Origin of the sequence: Robbsia andropogonis, from assembly GCF_000970345.1 — a bacterium.
Lineage (GTDB): Bacteria > Pseudomonadota > Gammaproteobacteria > Burkholderiales > Burkholderiaceae > Robbsia > Robbsia andropogonis.
In genome coordinates this window covers 1-740 of record NZ_LAQU01000225.1, presented here as the reverse complement: position 1 = coordinate 740, position 740 = coordinate 1, and the positions used below count along the sequence as shown (strand labels likewise).

The 740-nt window shown below is 56.9% G+C and carries 1 protein-coding gene; it reads right to left on the bottom strand.

All coding sequences use genetic code 11. The annotated features are described in order from the left end of the window. Positions 1–177: 177 nt before the first annotated feature. Complete coding sequence (locus WM40_RS31980) at positions 178–339, bottom strand: ATP-binding protein (protein ID WP_269083123.1); 162 nt, start codon at positions 337–339, stop codon at positions 178–180. Between the last annotated feature and the right edge of the window lie 401 nt (positions 340–740).

Here is a 740-nt window from a genome sequence, read left to right as displayed (position 1 = left end):
GCGGCCTGCCGTGCCTTGTTGTTGCCTGCCTAAGCCCCCGTCGATGGATGGGGTGATTGACAGAGTATATCGGGGCCAGCGATTGAATTAGCAAGTGCCTGCGTATTCCGGCGAACGTGACCGCTGATTCCGGTGATCGTGACCGCTGCGCAGTGGTTGGCGTTACGCGGTTCAATTCTAAGCGCAGCGGTCACGATGGGTCGATGGTTTTCTCCTTTTTGGGTGGTTTTTTTCTCTTGGCAGTCGCAGCGAGTCTCCGGTGAGTGTGAAGCGGTGGTGGCGCTGCATCACCCGATCCAGAATCGCATCGGCAATCGTCGCGTCGCCAATCCCGGCCAACCCTCATTGACGCTGCGATTCGCTAGGGTATGGCAGGCGCTTCCACCTTTCACGCGAGAGAAAACGGTCGAGTGATCGGCACAAAATCCCAACCCTCGCGCTTTGATGGCTTGCTGGCGATTACGGCACTGGAACGAGGCTGGTGTCACGGCTGCCACGCGCGAGTGCATTGGCACGGCGCGTCAGTGTACTCGCCAGTGATCACGCAAAGATACTTGCCTAGTCACCAACATCTGTGTTTCAGGTTAAAATAAACCCCTGACGAACAAGGAATCTCTCCTAATCCCGAAAACGCCATGGATCTCGAAGCATTACTCTCACGGCGCGAGGCACTGAACAAGGAAATCGCGCAGCAGATCGCGGCACAGCGTAATGACGCCCTCGCGGAGGTACGTAAAACG